At 49.3% G+C, this 26,806-nt stretch carries 11 protein-coding genes, 16 tRNA genes and 3 rRNA genes; 1 reads left to right on the forward strand and 29 read right to left on the reverse strand.

Features of this window, described 5'->3' with window-relative positions:
• Window positions 1-19: 19 nt before the first annotated feature.
• Window positions 20-1,273, reverse strand: coding sequence for a GGDEF domain-containing protein (locus H1230_RS28225; protein ID WP_239713113.1), 1,254 nt, complete (start codon window positions 1,271-1,273; stop codon window positions 20-22).
• A gap of 285 nt (window positions 1,274-1,558) precedes the next feature.
• On the opposite strand from H1230_RS28225, the gene katA reads away from it, so the two are divergent.
• A complete protein-coding gene (gene katA, locus H1230_RS28230) occupies window positions 1,559-3,019 on the forward strand; it encodes a catalase KatA (protein WP_239713114.1) in 1,461 nt (486 codons plus the stop codon).
• Window positions 3,020-3,170: 151 nt separating this feature from the next.
• On the opposite strand, the gene H1230_RS28235 is transcribed toward katA, so the two are convergent.
• The 28 genes from H1230_RS28235 to H1230_RS28370 form a co-directional block, all read right to left on the reverse strand.
• Window positions 3,171-3,365: a sporulation protein Cse60 gene (locus tag H1230_RS28235; protein ID WP_154115953.1), complete on the reverse strand. Its 195-nt coding sequence runs from the start codon at window positions 3,363-3,365 to the stop codon at window positions 3,171-3,173.
• A 241-nt stretch (window positions 3,366-3,606) separates the two neighbouring features.
• The gene (locus tag H1230_RS28240) at window positions 3,607-4,584 is read right to left on the reverse strand and encodes a helix-turn-helix transcriptional regulator (RefSeq protein WP_239713115.1); all 978 of its coding nucleotides are present in this window, start codon (window positions 4,582-4,584) and stop codon (window positions 3,607-3,609) included.
• 303 nt (window positions 4,585-4,887) lie between these two features.
• Window positions 4,888-4,958: transfer RNA gene (locus tag H1230_RS28245), tRNA-Gly, on the reverse strand.
• A gap of 12 nt (window positions 4,959-4,970) precedes the next feature.
• Window positions 4,971-5,044: transfer RNA gene (locus tag H1230_RS28250), tRNA-Pro, on the reverse strand.
• 31 nt (window positions 5,045-5,075) lie between these two features.
• Window positions 5,076-5,152, reverse strand: a tRNA-Arg gene (locus H1230_RS28255).
• Window positions 5,153-5,164: 12 nt separating this feature from the next.
• A tRNA-Gly gene (locus tag H1230_RS28260) sits at window positions 5,165-5,239 on the reverse strand.
• A gap of 9 nt (window positions 5,240-5,248) precedes the next feature.
• Window positions 5,249-5,332: transfer RNA gene (locus H1230_RS28265), tRNA-Leu, on the reverse strand.
• A gap of 16 nt (window positions 5,333-5,348) precedes the next feature.
• Window positions 5,349-5,424, reverse strand: a tRNA-Lys gene (locus tag H1230_RS28270).
• Between the two features lie 6 nt (window positions 5,425-5,430).
• A tRNA-Gln gene (locus H1230_RS28275) sits at window positions 5,431-5,504 on the reverse strand.
• Between the two features lie 16 nt (window positions 5,505-5,520).
• Window positions 5,521-5,598, reverse strand: a tRNA-Asp gene (locus H1230_RS28280).
• A 25-nt stretch (window positions 5,599-5,623) separates the two neighbouring features.
• Window positions 5,624-5,700: transfer RNA gene (locus H1230_RS28285), tRNA-Met, on the reverse strand.
• Window positions 5,701-5,810: 110 nt separating this feature from the next.
• A tRNA-Met gene (locus H1230_RS28290) sits at window positions 5,811-5,887 on the reverse strand.
• 110 nt (window positions 5,888-5,997) lie between these two features.
• A tRNA-Met gene (locus tag H1230_RS28295) sits at window positions 5,998-6,074 on the reverse strand.
• Between the two features lie 33 nt (window positions 6,075-6,107).
• Window positions 6,108-6,183: transfer RNA gene (locus tag H1230_RS28300), tRNA-Val, on the reverse strand.
• Between the two features lie 6 nt (window positions 6,184-6,189).
• A tRNA-Glu gene (locus H1230_RS28305) sits at window positions 6,190-6,261 on the reverse strand.
• Window positions 6,262-6,279: 18 nt separating this feature from the next.
• Window positions 6,280-6,372: transfer RNA gene (locus H1230_RS28310), tRNA-Ser, on the reverse strand.
• A gap of 5 nt (window positions 6,373-6,377) precedes the next feature.
• Window positions 6,378-6,453, reverse strand: a tRNA-Asn gene (locus H1230_RS28315).
• A gap of 3 nt (window positions 6,454-6,456) precedes the next feature.
• Window positions 6,457-6,533: transfer RNA gene (locus H1230_RS28320), tRNA-Ile, on the reverse strand.
• 57 nt (window positions 6,534-6,590) lie between these two features.
• A 5S ribosomal RNA gene (rrf, locus tag H1230_RS28325) occupies window positions 6,591-6,707 on the reverse strand.
• A 79-nt stretch (window positions 6,708-6,786) separates the two neighbouring features.
• Window positions 6,787-9,717, reverse strand: a 23S ribosomal RNA gene (locus H1230_RS28330).
• 409 nt (window positions 9,718-10,126) lie between these two features.
• Window positions 10,127-11,684: ribosomal RNA gene (locus H1230_RS28335) — 16S ribosomal RNA — on the reverse strand.
• Together the 16S, 23S and 5S rRNA genes with 16 tRNA genes alongside form the textbook arrangement of a ribosomal RNA operon.
• A 429-nt stretch (window positions 11,685-12,113) precedes the next feature.
• Entirely contained in the window at window positions 12,114-14,867 is a 2,754-nt protein-coding gene (locus H1230_RS28340; protein ID WP_239713116.1) for an alpha-mannosidase, read from the reverse strand.
• A gap of 22 nt (window positions 14,868-14,889) precedes the next feature.
• Window positions 14,890-18,045 (reverse strand): alpha-amylase family protein, encoded by a 3,156-nt coding sequence (locus H1230_RS28345; protein WP_239713117.1) that lies wholly within the window; start codon window positions 18,043-18,045, stop codon window positions 14,890-14,892.
• The gene (locus tag H1230_RS28350) at window positions 18,042-19,361 is read right to left on the reverse strand and encodes a glycoside hydrolase family 125 protein (protein WP_239713118.1); all 1,320 of its coding nucleotides are present in this window, start codon (window positions 19,359-19,361) and stop codon (window positions 18,042-18,044) included. The genes H1230_RS28345 and H1230_RS28350 overlap by 4 nt, the downstream gene beginning before the upstream one ends.
• Before the next feature lie 32 nt (window positions 19,362-19,393).
• Window positions 19,394-22,528: an alpha-mannosidase gene (locus H1230_RS28355; protein ID WP_239713119.1), complete on the reverse strand. Its 3,135-nt coding sequence runs from the start codon at window positions 22,526-22,528 to the stop codon at window positions 19,394-19,396.
• Window positions 22,515-24,830 (reverse strand): glycoside hydrolase family 3 N-terminal domain-containing protein, encoded by a 2,316-nt coding sequence (locus H1230_RS28360; protein ID WP_239713120.1) that lies wholly within the window; start codon window positions 24,828-24,830, stop codon window positions 22,515-22,517. Before H1230_RS28360 ends, H1230_RS28355 begins: the two co-directional genes overlap by 14 nt.
• 37 nt (window positions 24,831-24,867) lie before the next feature.
• A complete protein-coding gene (locus H1230_RS28365; RefSeq protein WP_239713121.1) occupies window positions 24,868-25,782 on the reverse strand; it encodes a carbohydrate ABC transporter permease in 915 nt (304 codons plus the stop codon).
• Window positions 25,783-25,806: 24 nt separating this feature from the next.
• A complete protein-coding gene (locus tag H1230_RS28370) occupies window positions 25,807-26,736 on the reverse strand; it encodes an ABC transporter permease (RefSeq protein WP_239713122.1) in 930 nt (309 codons plus the stop codon).
• Window positions 26,737-26,806 lie beyond the last annotated feature (70 nt).

Below are 26,806 nucleotides of genomic sequence, written 5' to 3' on the forward strand. Positions count from 1 at the left end.
CCTCCTTCTATCCCGTCCGCTACTGTGGACGGGATTTTGGGCTGTTCATACTGAATAGACCATTGCGTCCGTTCGCCTTTGCTGAATAAAGTGCCTCATCTGCCATTTTCATCAGCTCAGCAAATTGCTCAGGATCGCTAACTAGACCGGTAGCCGTTCCCAAGCTAACCGTAACATATGGACTAACCGCCGAATATTCATGACTTAATCTCAACTCCAGTATCCGAGATCTGATCCTTTCGCCTAACTGGATTGCCTCCTGCTCATCGGTATTAAACGCTGCAAATACGAACTCTTCACCTCCCATACGGGCGGCGATATCCAAAAAGCTACGCGTTGCCGCATGAATCGTTTGGGCAATTTTTGTAATAACATCATCCCCCTCCGCATGGCCGTAATTATCATTAAACAGCTTGAAGAAATCGATATCCAGCATAATGATTGAGATGACCGATGGTGCAGAATCCGGAGCACTAAGCAATGCCTGCACCCTTTGATCAAAAGCCCGCCGGTTCGGAATCTCCGTCAACGCATCCACAAGCGATATTCTTTGCAGCTCCTCATTCGCTAACTCAAGTTCCTCATGGACACTTAGGTTCGCTTTTATCTCATCCTCCAGCCTTTGGTTACTCTGCTTCAGCAGAATTCTGCTATAGAAATTGCTGCAATAAGTCACATACAGAATTCTTGAAGCCACCCAGGAGAAGAATAGAAAGATTGTCAGGTTAACATAATGGCCGATCAGCACCTCACTGGAGTGTTGAACAAACGGCAGCCCTATAAACAATACGAATGTAGAAATACAATAAAGGAATAGCACTCTCCTGTTATTAAAGTAGAAAATTACCGAGATACTCATGACGTTAACAACAAATGCCATCAATTGCCCATAAAGCCGCTGGTCTGCCAACGTAACAACGCTCCCCCATACCATAAATAAAATCGAATAGAGGAAAAAAGCAGTCTCATATGTACGCAAGTTATGATCTGTACGTTCCTTCCTTCTGTCATATCTGGCCCCTCCCCATAGAACGCAAATATTCAGGAGAATCATGAACAGGTACATCGCAAAATAGAAGCTGAACTGAAAGCTCGCATGCGCTTTTGACAAAGAGCCCACAATATCGGCTGATGCAAGCGTCACTTCAATTCCGATCGTTATCTTCGCAAACAATTTTCCACGGGCAATATTTTCTTCAAGTGTCGCCTTCTGCAACTGCCTTTGCTCTTCAATATTCAGGGTAAACGGTAATGCAATCAATTTATTCAGCATCTGTTTCTCCTTCTTGGGATACTTATAGGTCTATTATCGTCCATTCTAAGGATGAAGCATAAACAAAAAATCCCACAATTATTCCTTATTTAAAATTATTACAAAAAGAAATGGCTTGACCGTTCTTTTGTGGACGGTATCCATGCCTTCGAGAAATATAAGCATAATTTATCGGGTGAAATCTATAAATTTTTATATTTTAAAAAAGATTGCAATTCCCTCGATTATTGTTATTATAGAACTTATACTAAATCTAAAATCAAATCCTAAGAGGTGATTCAATTTATGAATACCAACAACAATAACCATCTTACAACTAGCTCAGGCGCTCCGGTCGGCGATAATCAAAACTCAATGACAGCAGGTTCCCGTGGGCCTACTTTACTTCAAGATGTCCATTTGCTTGAGAAATTAGCACATTTCAACCGAGAACGTGTTCCCGAGCGTGTCGTTCATGCTAAAGGTGCCGGTGCCCATGGATACTTTGAAGTCACACATGACTTGTCCCAATATACCAAGGCCAGCTTTTTGTCCGAAATAGGTAAACGCACTCCGATGTTCATCCGGATGTCCACTGTTGCAGGTGAACTGGGCTCTGCCGATACGGTTCGTGACCCGCGCGGCTTTGCAGTAAAGTTCTATACCGAAGAAGGGAACTATGACCTCGTCGGCAATAACACGCCTGTCTTCTTCATCCGTGATGCAATTAAGTTCCCGGACTTTATCCATACACAGAAGCGCCATCCGCAGACACATTTAAAGAACCCTAATGCTGTTTGGGACTTTTGGTCTTTATCCCCCGAATCGCTGCATCAGGTTACTATTCTAATGACCGATCGTGGCATTCCAGCTACCTTAAGACATATGCACGGCTTCGGAAGCCACACTTTCAAATGGGTAAATGCTGAAGGCTCTGCTGTCTGGGTGAAATACCACTTCAAAACAGAACAAGGCATCAAGAACCTTGATGTGAATCTCGCTGCGCAAATTGCCGGTGATAACCCGGATTATCATACAGAAGACTTATTCAGAGCCATTGAACAGGGTGACTTTCCAGCCTGGAAGCTGCATGTGCAGATTATGCCTGAAGAAGATGCCAATACGTACCGCTTTGACCCGTTTGATGTGACTAAAGTGTGGTCGCAAAAGGATTATCCGCTGATTGAGGTAGGCCGCATGGTGCTTGACCGTAATCCGGAGAACTACTTTGCAGAGGTGGAGCAGGCTACCTTCTCACCAGGCTCATTTGTACCTGGCATTGAAGCTTCTCCTGACAAAATGCTGCAGGGCCGCCTGTTCGCTTACGCAGACGCCCATCGTTACCGTGTAGGTGCCAACCACAACAATCTGCCGATCAACCGTCCACAGGCTGAAGTGAACAACTACCAGCGGGATGGTGCGATGGCCTCGGGAAACAATGGTGGCGGTTCGGTCTACTACGAGCCTAACAGCTACGGTGGACCAACAGAATCCCCACAGAATAAGCCGGCTGCGTTTGAAGTATCCGGATCTGCTGATAGTGTCAGCTATGATCATAACGATCATTACTCACAGCCTGGCGATTTATACCGGCTGCTCAGTGAAGAGGAACGCACACGCCTTGTACAGAACATCGTTGGCGCTATGACACCTGTCGATAGAGACGATATTAAGCTTCGCCAGATCGGCCATTTCTATAAAGCTGATCCCGAATTTGGTCAGCGTATCGCCACCGGATTGGGATTATCCGTACCGGATGGAGTGTAAGAGAGAACTGAAAGAAGGGCTTCCTCGAAATTGAGGAAGCCCTTCTTTTTGACTTTATAGAACCGATTAGTAGTTGATCGTAATATATATGGCGGCTAACAAAAGGCACAGCGTTGAACCTATAGACAGACAAGAAAAGAACATACCCCAGCTATTGCTTCTCATACGTCTTGTAAACGATCAGAATAGTACTTCTCTGATGTTGTACTCCATCACGTGATGCTTTAACAACTGACCCGTAACATACATTCACAACCTGATCCTCTTGTAGCCCCGCCAAGAACTCATTCGCCTTATTTTCTGCATAAGAATTATCCGCATCCACAAATTCTTTCACTTGTATCATCTTAATTCCTCCCGGGTTTTTAATTATTCAGTAGTTCTTAATCCTATATTTGAAAACAATGAAGTGCACATGGCGTATCACCCCTCAGGTAACAATTAATGGTAAATAATATTCCCAAAAACAGAGTAAGGCACCCCGCAGCTTTGCGGAATGCCTATACTTCAGCCAAGCTTAGCATCCAATTCGATAAGAGTCAAACGTTTTCAATTCCATATCTAGAAAATATTATATTCCAGTCAGATTAATACAACTTATCCGGTTGAGATGAGTTCTGATAAATACTCATCCACTGCTCCAACTGTTGCTTTAATTGCTCTCTTGCCGATACTGGCTCTATAATCTCTGCATTAGGCCCATATTGCAGAATCCATTTCATGAATTCTTTCTCATTATTTACTGTAACCTCGAAGTTTAAGCTACCGTCCTCTTCATCCCTCATCCGTGGGTGGACAAACAACTCTTCTTCTTTAATATAGCGGGCTATCTCCGAGCGAAAACGAACCTTGAACGTTATATTTTTACTGCCACGGTCAATAGACCACGTATTTTTCAAATATTGCTTGATATTAAAGGTTCCTTTATCAAAAGCCGAGGATGTAATTTCCACCTGCTGAAATCGGCTAATCCGAAAGGTCCGGATCGCTTGCTTTAAGTGGCAGAAGCCGATTAAATAGAAGCGCTGATCACGCGGAATCAAATAATAAGGATCGATTTCACGTTCTGTTGTCGCATTACGCGACTGTGAATGATAGATCGCACGGATGCTCCTTTGCTCCAAAATAGCCTCAATAATAGGCTGCAGGAAGTTCTGGCTTTCCTTTCGGTAAGCAGGCTTACCCATCTGGATAATATCCGCTATGTTCTCTAGAATATCGTTCTGCTTTGATTTCTCCTTCAGATGTGTACCCAGCACTTTATCGTAAGCTGTATTAAAGCCCTGTGGGATTTTATCTGGAGTCAACACGGAAGGTAACAGTGAAAAAGCTAGCGCCTCCTGCTCAGAGAAATCAAGTGGGTATAAAAAAAACTTACCCATAAACTTATAGCCCATACCTCTACCCTCATTCGTGACCGGGGCAATAAGACTGAGCACTTCCAGGTCTCTATAGATTGTTCGAATATTCACCTCACATTTGAGGGCCAAATCAGCAGCTTTTATTCCTGGATGAGACTGTATGGCACTAATAATCTTGAAGATTCGAATTATTTTATCAGTCATTAAGTATACTCCTTAGTTACGGGATGCTGTAGAATCCATAACTGTACTATACCAGCGCCTAATTCTCCTTGGCTGTCAACAATCGTACAATTCTTATAAACTTATTCACATCAAAAACGCGAGTAGCCTACGCTCTCGCGTTTATAGGATACGTAAATATCGGCTCCCTTAAAATTCCTTCCTACATAAGAGAAGTACAGCCTCCCAGACATCCGAGTTTACCAGCCTATCCTATACTACATAAAAAGAAAGAGCCGTGAAAATCCACGGCTCTTTCTTTTATAACTTAAAGGTGAATCTCCAAGCGGGTGATGGGAATCGAACCCACGCTATCAGCTTGGAAGGCTGAAGTTCTACCATTGAACTACACCCGCAAAAATGTAATATCGGGACGACACGATTTGAACATGCGACCCCCTGGTCCCAAACCAGGTGCTCTACCAAGCTGAGCTACGTCCCGACAGTATAAAGTTAAGATTAATTCCAAAAAATGGTGCGCCCTGAGGAATTCGAATCCCCGGCCTTTTGATTCGTAGTCAAACGCTCTATCCAGCTGAGCTAAGGGCGCATATAAAACTATTGGAGCGGACGACGGGAATCGAACCCGCGACCCTCGCCTTGGCAAGGCGATGCTCTACCGCTGAGCCACGTCCGCAAATAAAAATGGTGCGCGTGGAGGGACTTGAACCCCCACGTCATAGACGCTAGATCCTAAGTCTAGTGCGTCTGCCAATTCCGCCACACGCGCACAAAGCAAAAGAAAATGGTGAGCCATGAAGGATTTGAACCTTCGACACCCTGATTAAAAGTCAGGTGCTCTACCAACTGAGCTAATGGCTCTCAAAATGGCTGGGGATATAGGATTTGAACCTATGGTGACGGAGTCAGAGTCCGTTGCCTTACCGCTTGGCTAATCCCCAACATCAATTAACAAAATGGCGGAACCGACGGGATTCGAACCCGCGATCTCCTGCGTGACAGGCAGGCATGTTAGGCCAACTACACCACGGTTCCATAGACATAAAACATAAGTCAAAATTGGTTGCGGGGGCAGGATTTGAACCTGCGGCCTTCGGGTTATGAGCCCGACGAGCTACCGGGCTGCTCCACCCCGCGTCATTAAGTATAACAGATTTCGAGGCGATTGACCTCTGATCTTTTGGTGACACATGAACTTGTCAAATTCACTATGCCTTTGTTCAAAGCCTTACTAGATAAAAATAAATTGGTTGCGGGGGCAGGATTTGAACCTGCGGCCTTCGGGTTATGAGCCCGACGAGCTACCGGGCTGCTCCACCCCGCGTCATTAAGTATAGCAGATTTCGAGGCGATTGACCTCTGATCTTTTGGTGACACATGAATGTGTTAAATTCACTATGCCATTGTCCAAAACCATATTACATAAAAATAAATTGGTTGCGGGGGCAGGATTTGAACCTGCGGCCTTCGGGTTATGAGCCCGACGAGCTACCGGGCTGCTCCACCCCGCGTCATTAGCTATACAGCTAGATTGTGTAACAATATGGTGGAGGCTGAGGGGTTCGAACCCCCGACCCTCTGCTTGTAAGGCAGATGCTCTCCCAGCTGAGCTAAGCCTCCATGATATGACCCGTATGGGATTCGAACCCATGTTACCTCCGTGAAAGGGAGGTGTCTTAACCCCTTGACCAACGGGCCTTAGTCTTAAAATTTTTGTGGTGGAGAGAGAGGGATTCGAACCCTCGAGACGCTTGTGACGCCTACACGATTTCCAATCGTGCTCCTTCGGCCAAACTCGGACACCTCTCCACATATGGCTCCCCGAACAGGGCTCGAACCTGTGACAACTCGATTAACAGTCGAGTGCTCTACCAACTGAGCTATCAGGGAATATGGTGGGCCCTAGTGGACTCGAACCACCGACCTCACCCTTATCAGGGGTGCGCTCTAACCAGCTGAGCTAAGGGCCCTTCTATCGTATACATATATTAAGGGCAAAAAAAATACCACAAGTAATGTGGTTGTCCGCTTGGCAACGTCCTACTCTCCCAGGACCCTTCGGTCCAAGTACCATCGGCGCTGGAGGGCTTAACGGTCGTGTTCGGGATGGGTACGTGTGGAACCCCTCCGCTATCGCCACCAAACGGGCATTTATAGCTAAATGCACAGGCTTGAATCGCCTGAAAACTGAATCCGAATCGAATCTGCGCTTCTTGCTTGTTTGTGGATAAGCCCTCGACCGATTAGTATTGGTCAGCTCCATGCATTGCTGCACTTCCACCTCCAACCTATCTACCTCGTCGTCTTCAAGGGGTCTTACTAATTGGGAAATCTCATCTCGAGGGGGGCTTCACGCTTAGATGCTTTCAGCGCTTATCCCGTCCGTACGTAGCTACTCAGCCATGCTCCTGGCGGAACAACTGATGCACCAGCGGTACGTCCATCCCGGTCCTCTCGTACTAAGGACAGCTCCTCTCAAATTTCCTGCGCCCACGACAGATAGGGACCGAACTGTCTCACGACGTTCTGAACCCAGCTCGCGTACCGCTTTAATGGGCGAACAGCCCAACCCTTGGGACCTACTTCAGCCCCAGGATGCGATGAGCCGACATCGAGGTGCCAAACCTCCCCGTCGATGTGGACTCTTGGGGGAGATAAGCCTGTTATCCCCAGGGTAGCTTTTATCCGTTGAGCGATGGCCCTTCCATGCGGTACCACCGGATCACTAAGTCCGACTTTCGTCCCTGCTCGACTTGTAGGTCTCGCAGTCAAGCTCCCTTATGCCTTTGCACTCTGCGAATGATTTCCAACCATTCTGAGGGAACCTTGGAACGCCTCCGTTACTCTTTAGGAGGCGACCGCCCCAGTCAAACTGCCCGCCTGACACGGTCCCCGTACCCGATGAGGGCACTAGGTTAGAACCTAGATACGATCAGGGTGGTATCCCAACGTCGCCTCTGCAGAAGCTTGCGCTCCTGCTTCTTAGGCTCCCACCTATCCTGTACAGATCGTACCCAAATTCAATATCAAGCTGCAGTAAAGCTCCATGGGGTCTTTCCGTCTTGTCGCGGGTAACCTGCATCTTCACAGGTATTAAAATTTCACCGGATCTCTCGTTGAGACAGCGCCCAAGTCGTTACGCCATTCGTGCGGGTCAGAATTTACCTGACAAGGAATTTCGCTACCTTAGGACCGTTATAGTTACGGCCGCCGTTTACTGGGGCTTCGGTTCACAGCTTCGGGTTTAACCCCTAACCGCTCCCCTTAACCTTCCAGCACCGGGCAGGCGTCAGCCCGTATACTTCGCCTTACGGCTTCGCACAGACCTGTGTTTTTGCTAAACAGTCGCTTGGGCCTTTTCACTGCGGCCCCCTCGGGCTATTCACCCTACCGAGGCACCTCTTCTCCCGAAGTTACGAGGTCATTTTGCCGAGTTCCTTAACGAGAGTTCTTCCGCGCGCCTTAGAATTCTCTTCTCGCCTACCTGTGTCGGTTTGCGGTACGGGCACCTTCTCCTGGCTAGAGGCTTTTCTTGGCAGTGTGAGATCATGACCTTCGCTACTACAATTTTCGCTCCCCATCACAGCCCAGCCTTAACGATGTGCGGATTTGCCTACACATCAGCCTCACTGCTTAGACGGACACTTCCATCAGTCCGCGTCACTACCCTCCTGCGTCACCCCATCGCTCATAGCGGATTACGGTGGTACAGTAATTTCAAACTGTTGTCCTTCGACTACGCCTTTCGGCCTCGCCTTAGGTCCCGACTTACCCTGAGCGGACGAGCCTTCCTCAGGAAACCTTGGGCTTTCGGCGGATCAGATTCTCACTGATCTTTTCGTTACTCATACCGGCATTCTCACTTGTATACGCTCCAGCACTCCTCACGGTATACCTTCAACGTATATACAACGCTCCCCTACCCCAGATACAATGTATCTAGCCATAGCTTCGGTGGTGTGTTTAGCCCCGTTACATTTTCGGCGCAGAGTCACTCGACCAGTGAGCTATTACGCACTCTTTCAATGGTGGCTGCTTCTAAGCCAACATCCTGGTTGTCTGTGCAACTCCACATCCTTTCCCACTTAACACACACTTGGGGACCTTAGCTGATGGTCTGGGCTGTTTCCCTTTCGACAATGGATCTTAGCACTCACTGTCTGACTCCCGGTAATAAGTATATGGCATTCGGAGTTTGACTGAGCTTGGTAACCCTTGCGGGCCCCGCACCCAATCAGTGCTCTACCTCCACTACTCTCATACCGAGGCTAGCCCTAAAGCTATTTCGGGGAGAACCAGCTATCTCCGAGTTCGATTGGAATTTCTCCGCTACCCCCACCTCATCCCCGCATTTTTCAACATGCGTGGGTTCGGGCCTCCAGTGCGTGTTACCGCACCTTCACCCTGGACAGGGGTAGATCACACGGTTTCGGGTCTACGCCCCCATACTCAAGTCGCCCTATTCAGACTCGCTTTCGCTGCGGCTCCGGCTTCTCACCTTAACCTTGCATGGTAAACGTAACTCGCCGGTTCATTCTACAAAAGGCACGCCATCACCCATAGATAGGGCTCTGACTTTTTGTAAGCACACGGTTTCAGGTTCTATTTCACTCCCCTTCCGGGGTGCTTTTCACCTTTCCCTCACGGTACTGTTTCACTATCGGTCGCCAGGTAGTATTTAGCCTTAGCAGATGGTCCTGCTGGATTCATACGGGGTTTCACGTGCCCCGCACTACTCGGGATCCGTCTCGGAGAGAACACAGTTTAGGCTACAGGGCTTTTACCTCTATCGCGGGCCTTTCCAGACCTCTTCACCTACCATATTCCTTTGTAACTCCATGTGAGACGTCCCACAACCCCTAAGAGCAAGCTCTTAGGTTTAGGCTGTTCCGCGTTCGCTCGCCGCTACTGACGGAATCACTATTGTTTTCTCTTCCTCAGGGTACTTAGATGTTTCAGTTCCCCTGGTCTGCCTCTACATACCCTATGTATTCAGGTATGAGTAACTGCGCATTACCACAGCTGGGTTTCCCCATTCGGACACCCCCGGATCAAAGCTTGCTTACAGCTCCCCGAGGCAGTTTCGTTGTTCGCCACGTCCTTCGTCGGCTCCTGGCGCCTAGGCATCCTCCGTGTGCTCTTATTAGCTTAACCAATGCTCCAGTGTTTCGCTTGTTCACTCATCTTGTTTTGAATGTTGCTACCGGATCACTCCGTTCGCAGGTCATTCAAAGCCAAAAGTCGTTTCACCATCGAAAACCTTCGCTAAGCCATAATACACTTTCGCTCGTTTACACAAGCGACAGATAAAATGTTCTAAAACGCAAATTCGTTTCGGTATCCAGTTTTCAAGGATCAAGGTCCAGATTATTTAACCACATCACGGTTGTGAGGGGGAAATATTCTGGCAAAAGTTTTTGTTCGTCCTTACAGACAAAACAAAATTGAGAGCTTCAACTCTCAAAACTGAGCAACGAGTGAGTGTGTGCAAACCCTAAGGGTTCACTAGAAGCCTTGCGGCTTCTGTTCGAATGTTTCCGTTACAGGAAACGATTCTCCATAGAAAGGAGGTGATCCAGCCGCACCTTCCGATACGGCTACCTTGTTACGACTTCACCCCAATTATCTACCCCACCTTCGGCGGCTGGCTCCCTTGCGGGTTACCCCACCGACTTCGGGTGTTGTAAACTCTCGTGGTGTGACGGGCGGTGTGTACAAGACCCGGGAACGTATTCACCGCGGCATGCTGATCCGCGATTACTAGCAATTCCGACTTCATGCAGGCGAGTTGCAGCCTGCAATCCGAACTGAGACCGGCTTTGTTGGGATTCGCTCCACCTCGCGGTTTCGCAGCCCTTTGTACCGGCCATTGTAGTACGTGTGTAGCCCAGGTCATAAGGGGCATGATGATTTGACGTCATCCCCACCTTCCTCCGGTTTGTCACCGGCAGTCTGCTTAGAGTGCCCACCATAATGTGCTGGCAACTAAGCATAAGGGTTGCGCTCGTTGCGGGACTTAACCCAACATCTCACGACACGAGCTGACGACAACCATGCACCACCTGTCTCCTCTGTCCCGAAGGCCGCCGCTATCTCTAGCGGATTCAGAGGGATGTCAAGACCTGGTAAGGTTCTTCGCGTTGCTTCGAATTAAACCACATACTCCACTGCTTGTGCGGGTCCCCGTCAATTCCTTTGAGTTTCAGTCTTGCGACCGTACTCCCCAGGCGGAGTGCTTACTGTGTTAACTTCGGCACCAAGGGTATCGAAACCCCTAACACCTAGCACTCATCGTTTACGGCGTGGACTACCAGGGTATCTAATCCTGTTTGCTCCCCACGCTTTCGCGCCTCAGCGTCAGTTACAGCCCAGAAAGTCGCCTTCGCCACTGGTGTTCCTCCACATATCTACGCATTTCACCGCTACACGTGGAATTCCACTTTCCTCTTCTGCACTCAAGCCACCCAGTTTCCAGTGCGACCTCAGGTTGAGCCCAAGGTTTAAACACCAGACTTAAATAGCCGCCTGCGCGCGCTTTACGCCCAATAATTCCGGACAACGCTTGCCCCCTACGTATTACCGCGGCTGCTGGCACGTAGTTAGCCGGGGCTTTCTTCTCAGGTACCGTCACTCTTATAGCAGTTACTCTATAAGACGTTCTTCCCTGGCAACAGAGCTTTACGATCCGAAAACCTTCATCACTCACGCGGCATTGCTCCGTCAGGCTTGCGCCCATTGCGGAAGATTCCCTACTGCTGCCTCCCGTAGGAGTCTGGGCCGTGTCTCAGTCCCAGTGTGGCCGTTCACCCTCTCAGGTCGGCTACGCATCGTCGCCTTGGTGAGCCGTTACCCCACCAACTAGCTAATGCGCCGCAGGCCCATCCCTCAGCGACAGATTACTCCGTCTTTCATCCTCTTCCCAGGTGGGAAAAGGAATTATCCGGTATTAGCTACCGTTTCCGGTAGTTATCCCAGGCTATGGGGCAGGTTGCCTACGTGTTACTCACCCGTCCGCCGCTAAATCCTGTTGAAAGCAAGCTTTCAACAAAACTCCGCTCGACTTGCATGTATTAGGCATGCCGCCAGCGTTCGTCCTGAGCCAGGATCAAACTCTCCAATTTGTATTGAAAAGAGCGATTGCTCATTTTGAAACCTCTGACGAGAATTTACATTCTCAACCGACAAGTTTACTCCAGCATAAATGCCGTGAAACTCATCTTCTTTTGGATTTTACTTTCGTAAAATCCCACTCACTCGTTGTTCAGTTTTCAAAGATCAAGTTCTCGTTGTCGGCGTTTAATGTCTCACCAGCAACTCTTATAATATATCACATTCATTCGTGTAATGCAAGCACTTTTTTTATTTCATTTTCGTGCTCGGCGTTGATGTCTCTCGGCCGGACTTAGAATATATCATGATTGGAGATTCATTGCAAGCTTTTTCTAAAATGAATTTCATTTAGCTGCTGCGTTCGCTAACTCAAATAGAAAAGGCAGATACAAAAAAAGTGACCTTGGCATTTCTGCCAAGGTCACTTTTACTACTGCTGGTTAGTCTTTTAGTTGAATACCAAACGTAACTATTTCACAGGGACCTATCTGTATAGAATGCTTCTCCATCTCTTCCTGTACAGACACAGGCATACGCTCTTCTAGAATATTCGTCTTGTATAAATGAACATGTGGCAGCTCCAGGCTCAAATCAAGCTGTGCTGATGAGACGCTCATGTTATACCAGCGCAACAGCAGATCATCTGTGTTCGCGTTCATCTTCAAGGAAGAGAACGCGGCAGAAGGACTCTCCCACTGAATAGGTGCATATCCCGAAGTAAGAGTTCCTGGGTGGACCTCTGTCTGAACTACAGTCCAAGGTATCTGAAATTGATAAGCCTCAGCATAAGCACCAGAGGATATCCCGTCTATGCTATGTGGGATAAGCTTCAGACTTACGGTGTGTTCACCTAGGTACTGAGCTTCTGGTGTCGGGAACCAACCCCAATCCCCAAGCTCGCCTACACTGCGCAGCAGAGTAACTGCGATGGTATTGCGTCCGTCACGCAGAACCTCATACTCATTCAACCCAAGGTTGGCCACAGTAAGACCCGCCTTATCATTGCTGACATCAACAAATGCCTGCTGGTGCTGGGTGTTACTTGGATTCAGCCATTCCGGGGCTGGTACGTTATCCCGCTTGGCAATTTCGAACATCGAATCCACATGGTGAACAGTGGTTTGAAGATCGGTGGGGAACAACATCCGAACCCGGTGATCCTTCGCCTGATTATTTATGGTGGAATCAATTTGCAGCCCTTTACCGGCACGCTCCAGCGAAATAACTGTACGTAGCTTCATGATGACGGTATTCTGGCTCCGCTGTGCTTTACGCTCCGGATAATAAACCAGAGAGCGCTGCTCTGCATCCAGTCTCTCATCCGCTGCTGCCGGGATCTCCCAATCGTGCTGTATCTCAATTGCAGCGCGGAATGGAGTATCTTCCAGTACGTGAATAGCTGCAGCATTTCCTTTGGTAGTCAGTGCAGTTTCTCCTTCGGGCTGCTTGTACATATATTCATTACCGATGTCTCCAGTGTTCTCATAAACACCAAGGTCTAAGTATAAGACACCGTTTTGCTTATCCAGCAGGGTAAATGAACCGTCAGGGTCAATCTCCACTCTGAGGCCAGCATTCTCCATTACGTATTCCCCATTAAATAGGGAGTTGTATTCAGGAACAGCACTCGATGATTCGACCCAAGCATAGGTGCGAAGTCCAAGTGCAGGTACCTGTGCTGCTTCGAATGTTAACCGTATCTTGCGGCACATATATGACTGCCGGAATTTATCATCTGGCAGATCGTAGCCGAATTGCAGACCTAAGTCTTCTATAGAACAAGCCAACATCACACCACTTTCATCCACCAACATACGTCCAGAGAGCTTTATCTCCTGCATTCTGCGGGCGGTCTCTTCCAGCGTATGTCCTTCGCGCAGATATAAACGGGCAACGTCCAGGTCAATAACGACGGTGCCTGTCCGGCTCCAGCCTGTTGTATTCATTACTACAAATGGTACCGCATTGTCCCCATACCTGCTAAAAGCTGACGTATCAACAGTATCCGCAATGAAGCTTACGCTATCTTCTACGATGCTTTCGGCTACATGACGGCTTTTATCGAAACGCGTCACCATCTCGCGATGCACTTCATCTACACTGCATCCACAGATGCTATCATGCGGATGATTCTGCATTAATGTCTTCCAAGCATAAGTGAACAGATGATGAGGGTAAGGCTTGCCTGCAAGATGGGCAATGGAGGCGAGCGGTTCTGCTACTTTTTCGAGTAATGTCTGACCCTGCTGGTTCATCTGTTTCAGGTAGATGCGGGCCGAAGCTGTATTCACTAGGGTGCCCCAACCGTCCGTGCGCTGACTGCGCAGCTCGCCAATCACAGACGAAAGCTTATGATTTCCGGAGGATAGAGGATCTTTCAGATCCGATTCCAGAGCAGTCAGGTAGTCTGGAAAGTTGGAATGGATAAACTCTATATCCGGGTACAATGCTTGTGCCGTGCGAATAGCCGCAGGCAAATCCAGTTGCAGCGGCTGATGGTCACAGCCATTCATGAACAGCAGCTCGCCCGTCGAAGCGTATTTCTCCGCATCAGCCAGCTTGCGATCCCAGAATTCGCGGGCCGCCGTTTCGTCTACAGGAATCTCGTTGCCGTTGGAGTACCAATTGGCAAATAAAATACCGAGAATTCGCGAGCCGTCCGGTCCTTCCCAGATCAGCTCGGAGAACGAGGACTCGTACCCGCCGTCCGAGACGGTATTATTGAAGCCCGTCGGCTTAACTCCCCGTCCGAAGAAAGCATTGGTAATGCCGGATTGAACCATTAGCTGCGGCGTCTGTCCAACCAGTCCGAAGGTGTCGGGGAAATAGCCGATTTTGGACGGTTCACCATATTTAATCGCATCCTGGTGTCCGATCTGCATGTTGCGCACATTGGCCTCGCCGCTTGTAAGAAAGGCATCCTGCAAAATATACCACGGTCCGATCAGAATTCGCCCTGCACGGATATACTGTTCAAGCTTCTCTTTTTTCTCCGGCCGCACCTGAAGGTAATCCTCCAGAATAATCGTCTGTCCATCCAGATAAAAGCTGCGAAAAGCCGTATCACTGTCCAGCTTCTCCAGCAGTGCATCTACAAGCTGAACCAGCCGGACATGATGCTTCTCATAGGGCAAATACCATTCCCGGTCCCAGTGGGTGTGGGAAACAATATGCGCTGTTTTTTTCTTAGTCATAATGCAGTCTCTCCTCTATTATTCAGCTTCTATGAAGTGAAATAGCTACTTCCCCTGGTCTGTATACCGACACCAGCTGTCCAGCCTTATCCGTCGCGAAAAGCACAGATCGTTCTTTTTCCAACCGGAAGGTGTAGCTGATGCTAGTATCTGGATCTCTGACCTCGATCTCTGCATCCCAAGCGTACTCAGATACAAAGATATAGAGTGCTCCTTCCGCAAAGCTCAGCTTGCGTCCATAGACTCCCGGTAAATCCCCACCCATAACCCACTCTAGCTCAGTCTGAATACCGGATGCTTCTGCCGCATAGCGATATAGCTCGGCAATCGGTTCGTCCCGCTCATTTAGCTCCAGTGGAAGTGGGCACCAGATGAGACGTCCTTTACCCAAAGGCATTTCCACTACAGTATCACCAGGTTGAAGATTAGGAGCTAAGTCCGCAGCAGCATGCACCGCCACTTCTTTCACTAGCTCGGCAATTCGGCGCTGTCCATAAGACACTGCGAAGGTGCTGCCGGCAAGATTCAGCAATTCCTCCCGTCGTACATTGCGGAGTTCACGTTGACCCAAGAGGTGTTTCAAGCGGTCGGACGGCTGCCAATAGGCGTTAATCCCTAGGGATCCAGTAACCAGCAGCACCGCACCCGTCTGCTCAACAATTCTGATCAGTTTGTCCATGGCTTCATCATCGAGGTTGTGCGCGCTTGGCAGTAAGATCAGCTTGGGCGGTTGTGCCTCCAGAGCCTCAAGGCCGTATTCCGAAACAGCACGGAACGGCAGATGCAGCTGATAGGATAGGATACGCGTCAACCGTGTGGTGGCATCAAAGGCCAGCTTCCGGTTCGATAGATCATTTGAATAGGGGAAAATAACAGCAATCTCTTCGAGCTTCCGCTCGGCAAACAGCTCTCCAGCTTCACCTATAAAATGACCAAAATCGTAAGAGACTTCGGCTTCCGGTTTCTCGGTACCATCTGCCCGTACAGCTCCGATCTGTGATTCATTAGCATTATCCATATAGAAGTTCGTGTTCCAGATCCACTGGATGGCACCGGCTCCACCTGAAGCAAACGCATATGCATACTTGCGTTCCAGCATTGCCCGCAGCTCTTCTTCGCTGCGTTTCGCCCGCCCGTCCGGTGTCTCCACGTACATAATGCCAGTCTCCTGCACCAGATTAGGCTTGTTTGCTGTTTTGGCAAAAATACCGCTCCACAGCAGGTTATCGTTCAGCCACCAGGTATGGACCGTCGTATAATCGACAGCCTCTTCATAGAAGAACGGCGACGGTCTTTGTGCGCCAAGCGCTTCATCTTGCCCTACGGTAACTAATTGTTTAGGACTCAGTTCTTTGATCGTTCCGTACAGCTCTTTGGCCCAAACGTTATGCATATCCATTGAGAACAAACAATAATCCAGCCAGCGTGTACCACGTTTGCCTTGGTGTACATCCTGTATGCTGAAATTAATCTCTTCCCGCTCAGGAGGCAGGGCTGCTGTGAAGCTCGGCAGCTCAAGTGGCGTCATATTCCAGCGCTCCTGAAGAATGGAGATGCTGACATGCCGAGTCTCCAGCCAAGACGAGAAGGCCTGTTGTTCATATCTATCACTAGCCGTGCTCGGTCCATCCGAGAAAATACGCGGTGGATCAAACATAGAAGGTTCATTGATCAGATCCCAATCTACATGGCTCGTGTTGCGGTGTCGGGAAACAATGGAGCGGATAAAGCGTTTTTGCGCCTCTACGCTGCGTGGATCAAGGTATGGATTACGCCCTTCCCACGTTTCTGGTGTAAAGGAGAAAAAGGTGAAGGTTACCTGCAGGTCATGTCTTTTGGCAGTCAGTAAAAAAGCATCGATCGCCCGCAGTACTTCCTCGGAAGCATGTCCGTCTACCTGCATCACATTCCGGTAAGCGGTCCAAATGCCGGTCCGAATCCAGTTAATGCCGGCCTTCTTCATCTGCGCCATATCCCGGTCCCATACCTGCGCATTCGGCAGGAACAGGAACTTGCGCGCCACATCCGAAGTCATATAGGTCATGCCCACTACCGGCAGCGGCTTGCCTTCTTTTATAAAATAGTCCCGACCAGCGGTGATTGACTCGCCTTGCGCTAACAGATCTGCATCGTAACTCCAGAAGCCCTGACGCAGCACACGCACTTCTCCATCTTCAGCTTTGGCCTGACAGGTAAGGCGGTACAATCCAGCTTGCAGCTTCACCGGCATTGGGAACCGATGGATATTATGTTCGCGAGTTACTGTCAGTTGGCATCCATATTCAAAACATGCTGCGCTCTCCCCATCCTTCTGTAAAGTGAATCTGAGCTTCCACTCCACTGCCTGCACTGAAGACGAATGACGGCTGAGTCGCTGACTTTGCAGGCTGATTAGAGGCTGTTCGCCCTGTTCGTAGGAAGCGTAATTGGGCTTCACCCAAAGCTCAGTCACTCCCTTAGCAATAAATGTCGCTAAGCTGGCCAGCATTTCCGCCCCCCCGTTGCTCCAGAAGGTCTGGTCGAGCGGCTGGCCGACAAAAATCCAGCGTCCACCCACGAAGGGACCGCCAACATGTTCCCACAGAACGACAGGTGCGGAAATCTCGCGTCCTTCTGCTGTAACACCTTTTAAGAGCGGATAAATCCGTGTATCCATCGGACCGCTTGCGCCCATTTGCTCCGGCAAATCACTGCTTTTGGTAACATGCGGCACGAGGTTCCAGGTATCTGCCGGGCTCAGCAGCTGTTCTTGACCAGCGAAGAGCGGGATATCCAACAATGCGGCATAGGAATTGACGCGGCTGCCGTTCACGCGCAGCGCTTCATGAATATGCAGTTGGCGGTGATAGGCGGTCTGTTCGGCTTCTACCTGCCATGTGCCGGACTGCTTCCGTACCGGATGCTTAAATGGTGCGCCGCCGATGCTGAGCAGGCCGCCGCCTTGTTGCAGGAAGGCCACAATAGATGCCCAAGCCTCCTTCGGAAAGTAAGGTGCATGCAGGTTGATAAACACATCACCCGCTTGTTCAGCATCGAGCGCCTGCGCTAATTGCTCCGCGCTGACGACTTCTCCCAAGCTCTTTAGCTGTGCTGCTAACGAATCATTTGTTGTATCGTCTGCAGCAGGGCCGCCTGGGAATGACGGGTCGAAGAAAAGAATCACTCGGCCCGTACTCACAGAATGCCTTCCTTCATCGCCCGGTACACTAGCTGTGAGAACAGACTGTTCGACCACGCGAACCAGCTGCGGGTAAAGACGTTTGGATCGTCGGCATGGAAGCCCTCATGCATAAATCCGGTTCCGGCATCGGTGCTTTCCAGCAGGGCGATCAGCTCCAGCTTCTCTTCCGTTGTCTGTGCCGTAATTCCCTGCATCGACAAGGCCATATGCCAAATGTAATTCTCTGGGGTATGTGGACTGCCAATGCCTTTGGCGGCTTTACCCTCATAGTAGAAGGGATTTTCTGTGCTTAGGGCAAAGCGTCGCGTATTCTGATAAATTGGATCATCTGCAGAAGCGTAACCCAGATACGGAATGGAGATCAGCCCTGGCGTTCCAGCATCATCCATCAGACAGTAGTTGCCGAATCCGTCCGTCTCATAGGCATAGATTGGTCCAAACTGTGGATGGCGGTAGATTCCGTATAGCTTAATCCCGTGATCCACTTCAAATTCCAATTCTTTTAGTTCGGCCAGAAATTCATAGTCGCGGAATACCCACTCGGCAAATTCCTGCATCTGGCGCAAGGCGACAACGGCGAACATATTGCCAGGAATGTTGTAGTGGAAATCGCAGGCATCATCACTGGAACGGAAGCCGGACCAGATCATTCCGGTATAATTCACCGGCATCCCTAGTCCGTTATTGCGCAGCGAATCTTCAGGAATGCCATTATTTCGCGTGAAGCGGTAGGGCGATTGCTCGAAGTGGTGTTGCTCTCTTTTGAACAGGTCAATGATCAGGCGCAGTGCCGCTTTGAATTCAGCATCGAAGAAATCTGTAATTCCAGTTTCTTTCCAATAGGTATAGGCCAGCCGCACAACAAAGCACAGGGAATCAATCTCAAACTTCCGCTCCCACACCCAAGGCGACATGTCCGTAATATCATTGGTGCTCCAGTGCCAGTCACTAGCCCGCTCGTTAAACGCGTTGGCATAAGGGTCGATATGGATATAGTGAATATGCCGTTTGATCAATCCACCGATAATCCGCTGCAAATCGAGGTCATTCTTCGCCAATGGCACATACTGAATCACCTGCTCGACTGAATCACGCAGCCAAGAAGCTGGAATATCTCCGGTAATGACAAAGGTTGTTCCGTCATCAAGCAGCTTTGTTGTGGTCTCTAGCGTATTGGGAAAACAGTTCTTGAACAGCTGCAGCAGCTTGGGACGATGAGCCAGCTTCTCCTCGGCTTCGGCAAGCACCTCTTGTATGGCCTGCGGCAGTTCGAGCTTCGGCATTGCTATTTTGGGTAGTCTGAATTGTTCCAAGAGAGGTCCACTCCTTTATTCATGTATTCATCTCATCTGAGATAGATTGTTTTGATCTCATAGGGTGTAAATTGCAGTTCAAATCCGCTCTCATTATACGTAATAGGCTCCAGTTCTTCCTCCAAGGCATTGGACAAAAAGACTTCACTCAAAGGTAACTTCCAACTGAGCTTTATAGTTTCACGCCCGCCTGAAGATTCGTAGAAACGCAGGACGGTACCCTGGCCATTCTCAGCCGGCTTAATCGTATCCAGCACCACATGCTGTCCACTAAATCCTGCAAATGAGGCTGCAGCTGGCAACTGACCGCGCTTCGCTTCAGCAGCTACTACACAAGGTTCGAGATTCAGCTCGGCTGCTTTGCGTAAAGTATGGGCATGGCGCCAGTCCCCCTGATGCGGATACAAGGAATAGGTGAAGTCATGCTCGCCCAGATCTGCAGTTATATCAGGCCATTTCGGAGCGCGCAGTAACGATAAACGGATCACGCTGCCTTGAATGTCATAACCGTATTTAGAATCGTTTAATAGGCTGACGCCATATCCGTGTTCGGAGACGTCCGCGAAACGGTGGCCGCAGACCTCATACTGCGCCTGCTCCCAGCTCGTATTGCGATGCGTGGAGCGCTCCAGTGTGCCAAAAGGAATTTCATAGGTCGCTTTTTCCGCTACAACATCGATCGGGAATCCCACCTTTAGCAGCTTATGAGCTTCATTCCAGCGAACATGAGTCTTGAAGTCAATCCTAGGGTCCTGATGATAGAGAATAAGATCCTGAGTGATTTCAGATTGATTAAGCTTCCAGCGGAATCTCAGTACATCCTTCACAAGACCTGTGTGTTGGATGCTTGTCTCCATAAGCTCGGCTTCCCCGGCAGGTTGTGCTTCATAACGGCTATCGATATCCCAAGCATCCCAAAGTGTTGGACGGTCGTGGAAAAAATGAAAGCGATTGGCACGTTCTCCAGGCTGCACGATTTCGCGATCTACTTTTTTGTCGAACAGGCTGACGATTTCTCCCCGCTCATTAAATGTGATTCGGTAGTATTCCGTCTCCCATCCATCTGTAAGCATAGCTGTGCCAGGAGTTCTCTTAAGTACTTCTGTGCCCCGCGCAGCCACAATGTCCTGACTTCTCAGCCAAATGGTCTTATAACCAAACGCTGGAACCGCCGGAACCCGCACGGATGCCACCGTACTGCCGGAGCTGTCTACTAGAAGATCTGCAGAAAGGGAAACTCCGTTCTCCTCAACAACAGCTGGAGGAATAGTGTCTGTGAACTCACCATCTCTTATGGGAAGCTCAACTGCAACATCCCTCGCCCAGCCTAGACTATTGAACACAATGTAGGGTCTGCCTTCTCCCAGCGTAGTCACTTGAGCCGCCAAAGCCGTAAGACCCGGCTGCAGCCCGGAATGGCCGTATTTAAAAATCTCCTGATATTCTTTCTCCGAGGTCTCATAGGCTTCAGTAATCGCCGAGCCAGGAATAATATCATGAAACTGGTTAAGCAAAATTAACTGCCAGCCTTTATGCAACGGTGCGGCATTCTCCAGCCGCTGCTCTTGACTCATATAATTAGAGGCCATGACCTGCCATAGCTCCGCTTCACGATAGAGAATTTCTGCCTTGCGGTTGTTCCATTTATTGCGGCTATGCGTGGTATAGGTTCCACGGTGCAGCTCAAGATACAGATCTCCCCGCCACTCTGGAAGCTGAGGCTGCTGCTCTGTTATCCCTGCAAAAAAATCACCCGCATTGCTGTACTTACTAGCTGGCTCTCCGACCATTAGATCAGCCCGCTGAATATACTCCAGCATCTCGCGGGTCACACCGCCACCTCCGTCACCGTGTCCGTACAGCAGCATTTGTTCGTTATGCTTGCTCTTCTCGCGGAAAGACAACCAATGATCATGCACATCAATCGGCAGAGTGTTCTCATTGACACCGTGATTCAAATAGGACAACATCGAGGTTCCATCAATCCCAACCCAATGAAACAGATCGTATGGAAATACATTCGTATCATTCCAGCCAAGCTTGGTCGTCATAAAGTAATCTACACCGCCATGCTTCAGAATCTGCGGTAGTGAGGCACAATAACCAAAGGTATCTGGCAGCCACTCTATGTTCGAAGTACGTCCAAATTCTTCAAGGTAAAAGCTCTGCCCGTAGAGCATTTGCCGCATCAGCGACTCCCCGCTCGGAATATTCAGATCAGGTTCAACCCACATTCCGCCAACTAGCTCCCAGCGACCTTCCCGAATTCGCTCCTTCACTTTCGTATAGAGAACCGGATCATTCTCCTTCAGGTAGGCGAACAGCTGCGGTTGGCTCTGGGCGTACTGATAATCCGGGTATTCTTCCATTAAGGCGTTGACGGTAGAAAAGGTGCGGCTGGTCTTGCGGACCGTTTCACGTGTCGGCCACAGCCAGGCGATATCGATATGCGATTGGCCAACCATATGAATGGTGCCTTCCGCATTACCACCGATTTCCCTGATGTTATTTCTCAGCTTCTCTTCTATAGAAGAGACCACGCTGCCCTCACGAATCTTTGCCTCTCCTATATAGAGGAATTCATCCATCGCTAGATATAGAGCTTCCAGCATCCGAGTACGACGCAGATCCTGCTCTGGGAGCAGGATTGCCGAGTCACGGATGACGGTAGCCGTATACATTAAGCTCTGCACCGGCTTGTTCACCAGTACCAGCTGACTGCGAATCGCCCGGATCGGGGGTTGAATGACTGCCTGAGCGTTCAAAGGATCGACCGGTTCGGGAATGGGATCAAACAGTTCAATTTCCAGCTCCAGTGAACGTCCAACCTGATTCCCTTCCAGCGTAACGAATGTATGATTCCGATCGAGCCCTTGGCGGGATTCCCCATTTACACGCAGTAATCCCTCCCCACCGGATTCGAAAATCAATCCAGTCTGACCCGTCGCCCACGCAAGCGGAATCTCCAAAGAGCGGCGAAAGAAATAGGTTGTTCCCTGTACACTCGGAAATAAAGCGAAGTTGCCACCCGCTGTATAAGGCTGTAAATGGTCATATTGGCCTGGCACAACATAAGTAGAAGACTGAATATCCCAATCCCCCAGCTCGCGCTGCTCCAGCCATTGATGCTCGGACAGCTCGCGAATAAACCGTTTAATTCGTTCCATACGAATCCTCCCTAACCTGCAAGTCCGCGCTCAGTGTGTCATTTACCTGCGGGCCTACCCGAATGTTGAAGGCACCCGGCTCTACCACCGGCTGATAATCAATGCCGATATATTGCAGTTGTTCCGCACCTACCTTGAACTCTACCGTCCGTGATTCTCCTGGAGCCAGTTTAATTTTGCTGAAGCCTTTCAATTCTTGGGCGGGTCTTGTCACTTTACTGGCGATGTCGGTAATATATAGTTGCACGACTTCGGCGCCTTCACGCTCACCGGTATTCGTCACCTCAACAGAGACCGTCGCAGTTTCGTCCGCGGCGATCACTCCAGGCTCCACGGTTAAGGCGGAGTAGCTGAAGTTGGTATAACTGAGTCCGAAGCCAAAGGGATAACGAGGCTGTGAATCCTCCTCCAGATATCTTTTGCCACGGGATCGCTTGCCATTGTAATATACCGGCAGTTGCCCAACATGCTTCGGTATGGAAATCGTCAGATGTCCCGACGGGTTCACATCGCCAAACAATATGTCGGCAACCGCATGACCACCTGCCTGTCCTGGATACCAAGCTTCTAGAATGGCATGAGCATGCTCATCAATCCAAGGTTCGGTGACCGGACGGCCATTAATATAGACCACAATTACAGGCTTGCCGAGTTTGTATATTTCCTGAATAAGTTCAAGCTGCACGCCGGATAGCTCCAAAGACATCCGGTCTATGCCTTCCCCACAATCCATATCACTCCAAGAATGCTCTGTTACTTTGGATGCACCTGTCTTGAGGTCAATGCTGCCTTCGCCAAAATCACGCGCACTGGAGCCGCCAACGACCATCACGATGGTATCAGCCTGCTCCGCACAGGATATAGCGGCAGCAAAACCTTCTTTTGAATCGCCTTTAATCCGGCAGCCAGGGGCATAAAGCACCCGTTCCGGTTCCTGCTTCAGTTTGCTGAGAATACCACCTAGCACAGTGGTCACCTTGGAACGCTCCTGTGGAGAGGTATAATCTCCGAGCTGATTATAGCCTGCATCCGCATTGGGGCCGATAACAGCTAGGGTTCCGGAGGTTGCGGACAGCGGCAGTAGGCCTCCTTCATTCTTAAGCAGAATGATGCTTTCCCCAGCCATCTGGCGGGCAAGCTGTTGATGCTCTTCACAACCGATGACCTCTTGTGCTCTCTCAGGATCTGCGAACGGCTGCTCGAACAAACCCAGCCTGAACTTCAGTGTCAATACCCGCCGTACTGCACGGTCAATAACGCTTATATCCAGTCTGTTGATCTCTACAGCTGCTGCTAAATGCTTGCTGAACATTTCGCCGGACATTTCCATATCTATCCCTACTGAAATGGCCTGTATAGCTGCATCCAGTCCGTCCTCAGCCACATCATGACCTGCTGCCAGCATCTCAATGGCCCCGCAATCGGTAATAATTAAACCGTCAAAACCCCAAGCCTGGCGGAGAATATCCTCCAATAACACATTATTCGTCGTACAGGGAACTCCGTCTATTTCGTTATAGGCGGGCATCACAGATGCTGCACCGGCCTCTACTGCTTTCCTGAATGGCAGCAGATCTACTTCATACAATTCGCGCCAGCCCATATGTACAGGCCCGGCGTTACGGCCCCCTTCGGAGCTTCCATAACCTACAAAATGCTTCACTGTAGCAGCCACACTCGCCTGACTGTTCAGTGATTCTCCTTGTAGACCTTCCACCGAAGCCACGGCCAGCTCGCTGATTAAATACGCATCTTCACCAAAGCATTCCTCGGTCCGTCCCCAGCGCGGGTCGCGTACCACATCAAGCACAGGAGAATAGGTTACTGCACCGCCTTGGCTGCGCGTTTCCAACGCAACCGCCCGGCAGACCTCCCGGTATAGATCCACATTCCATGAGCTGCCAATAGATAGCGGCACTGGAAATACCGTCGCGCCGATCGCCATATGGCCGTGCGAGCACTCTTCCCCAATCAGGATCGGAATCCCGAGTCGGGAATGCTCCATCGCATACCGTTGGACTTCATTGACAGCCTCAGCACCCTGTTTGGCAGAAAGGCCATTAGCTAGCGTCACACCTGTCCAAGGATCTGCACGAAGCATGCCATACAATGAGCCAATACCTGCTTGTTCAATCTGTTGCTTGAAATTCTCAGTAAGTGAAATTACTCCATCTTTATGCTCATAGGCCTGCCAGCCAAAAGGCTGGATCAACTGACCGACCTTCTCTTCCAAAGTCATCAGTCCGAGCAGATGATTAACCCGCTCTTCAGTTGGTTTCGTCTTGTCTTTGTAGATCAGCATCTCCACTTCTCCCCCTCATTCTAGCGTGATGTTGTTATTATTCCTTGACGGCACCTAAGGTGAGACCTTGAACAAAATAACGCTGGAAGAATGGATAAGCGAAAATAATCGGCAACGTCGCCAAAACCACCATCGCCATGCGGGTAGTATCCTGCGGTATGGTTTGAAGTGCAGCCATGCTGAGCGAGCTGTTCTGTGAGTTTTGAATAAACTGGATACTCGATTCGATCCGCATCAACATGGATTGCAGCGGCACCAGATTCGGATTATCGATGTACAACAAGGCGCTGAACCAATCGTTCCAATAACCGAGCGTACTGAACAAACCAATGGTTGCAAGGCCCGGTAGCGACAACGGCAGTACAATTCGCAGAAAAATATAGAAATCGCCTGCCCCATCAATCCGACCTGATTCGATAATAGCTTCCGGAACACTGGTAATATAAAACGTACGCAGAATCATAATATAAAAAGCATTCATAGCCAGTGGCAGAATCAAGGCCCAAAGCGTATCCTTCAGACCCATCAGTTGGGATACCACCATGTAGGTCGGAATCATTCCGCCGTTAAACAGCATAGTCACGATTGCAAACACAGAGAAGAATCCTCGGTAACGGAAACTCTTCCGCGAAATGGCATAGGCGTACAGAGACATGAGAATCAAGCTGAATATGGTGCCTATCACTGTGACCAGAATCGTCACTCCGTAAGCCCGATATAGCGTATCCCCACTTTGAAATACAAAACGGTACGCCTCCAAACTCCACTTGGCCGGAAAAACCCGATATCCGTCCGTTGCCAGTGTTTTCTCATCGGTAAGGGAAATAATCACCACGAACAAAAAAGGAAAAATACACATGAAGGCAAATGCTGCCGCAATAATATTCAAAACGATATTCCAGCCACGTGAAACATGATGAAAATCTCGTATTTTTCTTTTTACCTCTGCCATAAACTGACACTCCTTTCAGCTTTTCTAGAACAAGGCGCTGTCTTTATCCATTCTGCGTACAATGAAGTTAGAAATCATAACGAGTATAAATCCGACAACCGACTGGTAAAGGCCGGCAGCCGTACTCATGCCGATTTCCCCGGTCGTTTTGAGACCACGATATACATAAGTGTCAATTACGTTGGTTACGGAATAAAGTGTGCCTGAATCTCGGGGAACCTGGTAGAACAAACCGAAATCGGCGTAGAAAATCCGCCCCACTGCAAGCAGTGTCATAATAATAATGATTGGAGAAAGCAGCGGGAGCGTAATGTTAAAGATTTGTTGCCTTTTGCTGGCACCATCAATCATGGCCGCTTCATAAAGCGATCTGTCGATTCCCAGAATGGAGGCCAGGTAAATAACGCTGTTGTAGCCGATAGCCTTCCACAGATTGACGAAGATCAAAATATAAGGCCAGTATTTAGGATCGGAATACCACTGTACTCGCTCGACACCGAACCAGCCAAGGATTTGGTTGACCATGCCGCGGTCCATACTCAGGAAGCTGAAGGCAAAGTATCCGACAATAACCCAAGAAAGAAAATACGGAAGAAACATTCCGGTTTGATAAATCTTAGCCAGCGTTTTGCCGACCAGCTCGGACAATAAAACAGCCATCGCCACGGATAGCACTAATCCGATCACAATAAAAGCGATGTTGTACAGCAACGTATTTCGCGTAATGACATAAGCATCACTTCCGTTAAACAGGAACTTGAAATTGTCCCATCCCACCCACTTGCTCGTTACGATACTAGCCCAGAAGCCTTCTCGGTTGAAGCGGTACTGCTTGAAGGCCACCACGGTGCCAAGAAGAGGCAGGTAAGAAAAAAAGAAAAACCAAATGGCACCAGGCAGCACCATGAATAGCATGACTTTGTTTCTGACAAGGTTTTTGAATAACGCGGCCATAGTGTTTCCCTCCTGAAATGTAATGAAAAAGGATCGGGCGCAGCTATCACCCGCCCGATCCCAAAAATGT

The organism is Paenibacillus sp. 19GGS1-52 (genome assembly GCF_022369515.1).
Lineage (GTDB): Bacteria > Bacillota > Bacilli > Paenibacillales > Paenibacillaceae > Paenibacillus_AQ.